Origin of the sequence: Streptomyces ureilyticus (assembly GCF_011045025.1) — a bacterium.
Taxonomy (GTDB): Bacteria; Actinomycetota; Actinomycetes; order Streptomycetales; family Streptomycetaceae; genus Streptomyces; species Streptomyces ureilyticus.
This window is the reverse complement of the sequence record NZ_JAAKZX010000365.1, coordinates 1-4,672: the sequence shown is the minus strand read 5'-3', so window position 1 is coordinate 4,672 and position 4,672 is coordinate 1. Positions and strand designations below refer to the sequence as shown.

Annotated in this window: 5 protein-coding genes and 1 pseudogene; all 6 read left to right on the top strand. The window is 67.4% G+C overall.

All coding sequences use genetic code 11. The annotated features are described in order from the left end of the window. Positions 1-324, top strand: a pseudogene (locus tag G6048_RS46725) (acetoin utilization protein AcuC); the annotation flags it as partial. A 248-nt stretch (positions 325-572) separates the two neighbouring features. Next, the gene (locus tag G6048_RS46720; protein WP_165345689.1) at positions 573-1,388 is read left to right on the top strand and encodes a phosphatase; all 816 of its coding nucleotides are present in this window, start codon (positions 573-575) and stop codon (positions 1,386-1,388) included. 129 nt (positions 1,389-1,517) lie between these two features. Then, positions 1,518-1,727, top strand: a complete 210-nt coding sequence (locus G6048_RS46715) for a helix-turn-helix domain-containing protein (RefSeq protein WP_093781815.1) — start codon at positions 1,518-1,520, stop codon at positions 1,725-1,727. 195 nt (positions 1,728-1,922) lie between these two features. Further along, positions 1,923-2,021 (top strand): 30S ribosomal protein bS22, encoded by a 99-nt coding sequence (locus G6048_RS46710; RefSeq protein ID WP_003948845.1) that lies wholly within the window; start codon positions 1,923-1,925, stop codon positions 2,019-2,021. A 395-nt stretch (positions 2,022-2,416) separates the two neighbouring features. Further along, positions 2,417-3,478 carry an NAD-dependent epimerase/dehydratase family protein gene (locus tag G6048_RS46705; protein ID WP_165345688.1) on the top strand — a complete coding sequence of 354 codons (1,062 nt, stop codon included), beginning with the start codon at positions 2,417-2,419 and terminating at the stop codon, positions 3,476-3,478. 14 nt (positions 3,479-3,492) lie between these two features. Beyond that, complete coding sequence (locus G6048_RS46700) at positions 3,493-4,557, top strand: lysophospholipid acyltransferase family protein (RefSeq protein WP_165345687.1); 1,065 nt, start codon at positions 3,493-3,495, stop codon at positions 4,555-4,557. Positions 4,558-4,672: the final 115 nt, after the last annotated feature.

Here is a 4,672-nt window from a genome sequence, read left to right as displayed (position 1 = left end):
GAATACGCTGATCTCTGGGCTGAGCAGCAGGCTGACGCCGCCGGCGAGCGCGGTGTCGACGTCGCCGGCCTGCCGCGGTCCTGGACGCATCTTGTCGCCATTGCCGCGGGGCGGGAGATCGCGCCCGATGCCGGGATTCCTGAGGAGTGGCGGCAGGAAGTCTTCGCTCGTACGCGGCAGTTGGCGCCCCACCGGATGACGGATGGGCGGTGGCCGGTGGCCTGGAAGTCGTGGGAGGACGGGTACGATCCGGCCGACCGGCTTGACCAGGCGATCGTCGCGGCTCGGCGGGCCGTGTTTCCGCTGCGGGGGTTGCTGGCGTAGGGGTTTTCTTCCCCAAGCCCGCCCCTTCCCGAAGTTGGGGCTTCGCCCCAAGCCCCCCGGCAGTCGGGCCGTGCTTTCTCGGCACTCGGTACTTGTGGCTGTGCCCACCCTCCCCCACTCTCGGCTCCGCTCGAGCGGGGGGACCCCCATCGCCCTGCGGAACGATTGCCCACAGCGGACGTACTCCGACCGTGCGGGCTTTCGGCGTTTTCGGCGTGCGCCAGCGGCACATGCGCCAGCATCGCAGTGTGTTGAGTGCTGGAGCGTTGCGTGCGCATTTGCTGGCCGCGCGGTTGGCCGGGCCTGTGGCGACCTCGCGGGAGGAGAGTCTGCGGAGTTATCGGCTCTTCGCGGCCCGCGATCCCCGCGTGCTGATCGGGCTGGACCCTGAATGGACGTGGAAACAGCCGGATTTGGTCGCGTTGATGGCTGACAAGTGCGGAGTCTCAGCCGACCCACGGAACACATCGGGCCGCGATGTGATCGATCCTGAGCGGACGTTGGCGGCTCTTGATGCCTTCGCGGAGCGGCTCCAGGTGGCGGCCCGTAACCGTTCCCCGGTGCTTCTGGGCACCGGCCATCCGCACCGACTGCTCGGTTTCTACGCCGCTCTCGCGGACGCTCTGTCGGCGGCTGGATGTGCCGTGCTCACTCCCGCGCAGGGTAGCTGTGTCGACATAACGACCCGGTTCGGTCTACGCACGTACAACCTTGACTACGTACAAGGTGTCGCGCTGGTACGCGAACCAGGGACCCGTGTCACCGGTTGTGAGACCGGCGCACACTCGCATTCACCTCTCCCGGTTCGACTGGCGCTGGCGGCCGCCGCGGAGGTCGGCGGGCCCCTCCCGGAACTGGTGATCGGGGACCACGGTTGGGTCTGCGGTGCAGGTCAGCTGGGGCTCGAGGCCATAGGTCTCGGGGATACGGACGATCCCGCGCTGTTCGTCGGGGAGGCGGAGGGGCTCGTGTCCGTCGCCGTTCCGCTTGATGACGCTGTGCGGTCTGCTTACTACCGACCGCTTACTCGCTATGTACTCAATCGAGCGTGTCTGTCACAGTAGCTGCCAGATGGCATCCCCTCTTCCCCACTCGCATCACCCGCCCCTACATTGGGGAGTGAGCACGCAACGACGAAGTGTCACCGGAAGGGGAAGCCGGTGACCGTCGAGTGCGGAAGGTTCAGGTGTGTCATGGCTGCTGGCGAGAGGCCTCTGAACGAGGTTCAGTTCCTTACCGTGGCGGAAGTCGCCTCGGTGATGCGAGTGTCGAAGATGACCGTGTACCGACTGGTGCACAGCGGTCATCTGCCCGCGATCCGGGTCGGGAGGTCATTCCGAGTCCCGGAGCAAGCGGTTCACGAGTACCTTCGCGAGTCCTACGTGGGGGTGGAAACCGCCTGACGGCGACTCCGGTGGATGCCGGTGACGGCCCTCGTGGTCGTCCCCGGTTTCCCCCTGGATCACCTCGATTACAAGCTCGGAGCTCTGTCGGGGTAGGCTGGCCCCCCGTAGGTCGTGTGGGCCCCAATGCAGCCCCGCACCGAGTGATTGTCCCCGCTGCTGCGGGGGTTGTCCGAGAAGTGAGCGAGGGTAGTCGTGGGCTCTGTTATCAAGAAGCGGCGTAAGCGGATGGCGAAGAAGAAGCACCGCAAGCTGCTCAAGCGCACGCGCGTTCAGCGTCGCAACAAGAAGTAGGCAGTAGGTCGTAGGGCCATGAACCCGCCCCGGCGGACTCGCCCTCACGACCGTGCCCACGGTGTTGCGCGCCGCTGCGACAGGCAGGCGCTCTGTGGCCTCCCACCCGTCGGTGGGGGGCCACAGCCATACCCGGTCGGCGCGGTGTGGTCGTATGACGTCGGTTTGTTCGGGTCGTACGTCGCCGATTGCGTCCAGTGGAACGCCGTTGGCTGCGTTCGGTCGTACGACATTGGCCTGGTCTCGTCGCATGTCCGAGTCCGTCGTAACTTCGTGCATCGAGTGGTCACCACAGCGCAACATCGACCCGCTAACGTGGGCCGCCACGGGGAACGCGGCAGAGTGCGAAGAGTACGAGCAGGAAGCCACCTAGGGCTGGAAGGAAGGCGCTGATCTTGGGGAAGATCGTGCTCGTGACCGGAGTGGCCCGGCAGCTCGGGGGCCGTTTCGTACGGCGGATCCAGCGTGACCCCGAGGTGGACCGGGTGGTCGCCGTGGACGCGGTCCGGCCCGAGCACCACCTGGGCGGGGCCGATTTCGTACAGGCCGACATAAGGCAGCCCACGATCGCGCGCCTGCTCGCCGAGTACTCCGTCGACACGGTCGTGCACATGGACGTCACGGGCACTCCCCTGGGCAGCGGCAGCCGGGCGTCGGTCAAGGAGACCAACGTCATCGGCACCATGCAGCTGCTCGGCGCCTGCCAGAAGTCTCCGGCGGTCAAGCGGCTGGTCGTGAAGTCCAGTACGAACGTCTACGGGTCGGCGCCCCGGGACCCGGCCGTGTTCACGGAGACGACGCCGCCCAAGTCGCTGCCCAGCGGTGGCTTCGCGAAGGACACCGTGGAGGTCGAGGGGTACGTACGCGGCTTCGCGCGGCGCCGGCCCGATGTGGCCGTGTGCGTGCTGCGGTTCGCGAACATCCTCGGGCCGAGCGCGGATTCGCCGCTGGCCGCGTACTTCTCGCTGCCCGTGCTGCCGACCGTGTTCGGCTATGACCCGCGGCTGCAGTTCGTGCACGAGGACGATGTGATCGACGTGCTGCGGATCGCCTCGCACGAGCCGGAACGCGGGACGCTCAACAGCGGTACGTTCAACATCGCCGGCGACGGGGTCCTGCTGCTCTCGCAGTGTGCGCGCAGGCTCGGCCGGCCCACGGTTCCGCTGCTGCTGCCCGCGGTCAGCTGGGTGGGCACGGCAGTGCGTACGCTGGGTATGACGGACTTCTCGCCCGAGCAGCTGCGGCTGCTCACCCATGGCCGGGTCGTGGCGACCCACCAGATGCGCGAGACGCTGGGTTTCCGGCCGAAGTACACGACGGCGGAGACCTTCGCGGACTTCGCACGCAGCCGCGGACCCGGACTCCTGCCGCCGGAAGCCCTTGCGGGGGCTGTCGACCGGATCGCCGGGCTGTCCCTCCTGGGCGGTGGCCACCCCCCGACGCAGAGCGCCAACTGAGGAGCGCATCAACGATGGCGGACGCCAAGGTCATTCCGTTCGACGACGACCGGTCCCGTGGGAGCGCCGTGCACCGGCCGCCGCGGCGCCGGGGTGCGGGGAGCCGGCTCAAGGGCGAGCCCGCGGGGGTACGTGAGGTCCAGCCCCTGCCTGGCCGAACGATTCTGCAGGATGATGTTCCTGTGACAGATGTGCCGGTGACGCCCGAGGAAACCGCATCCGAGCCGGAGCGGCAGGGCGGTGGCTGGGATCAGCGCATCGCGCATGGTCTGGCCTTCCTGCGGCGGCGGCTGACGGGCGACTACGAGGTCGACGACTTCGGTTACGACCAGGAGCTCACCGACCAGGTCCTGATGTCGATGCTGCGGCCGGTTTACGAGAAGTACTTCCGCGTCGAAGTGAAGGGCATCGAGAACATCCCGTCCGACGGCGGGGCACTGATCGTCGCCAACCACTCCGGGACGCTGCCGCTGGACGGCCTGATGATGCAGGTCGGGGTGCACGACAACCACCCCGACGGCCGCCATCTCCGCCTGCTGGCCGCCGACCTGGTCTTCATGCTGCCGGTGGTCAACGAGCTGGCCCGCAAGGCCGGTCATACGCTCGCCTGCGCGGAGGACGCGGAACGGCTGCTGCAGCGCGGCGAGTTGGTCGGTGTGATGCCGGAGGGCTTCAAAGGCATCGGCAAACCGTTCAGCGACCGCTACAAGCTCCAGCGCTTCGGCCGCGGCGGCTTCGTGTCGACGGCTCTGCGCCAGGGCACGCCGATCATCCCCTGCTCGATCGTCGGAGCGGAGGAGATCTACCCGATGATCGGCAACGCCAGGACGCTCGCGCGCCTTTTGGGCTTCCCATACTTCCCGATCACGCCGACGTTCCCGTTGCTGGGCCCGTTGGGTGCGGTGCCGCTTCCGACGAAGTGGACGATTCAGTTCGGCGAGCCGATCCCGACGGACGGCTACCCGCCGGAGGCGGCCGAGGACCCGATGCTGATGTTCAACCTGACGGACCAGGTCAGGGAGCAGATCCAGCACACCCTCTACAAGCTGCTGGTGCAGCGCCGGTCGGTGTTTTTCTAAAGAAGCCTGGATACGTCGGTGGGGGCGCCCTCTTCGAAGAGGGCGCCCCCACCGACGTATCCAGGCAGAAAACCAGCTAGTTCGTGTTCTCGTTCTCGACGGGCAGTTCCGGGAG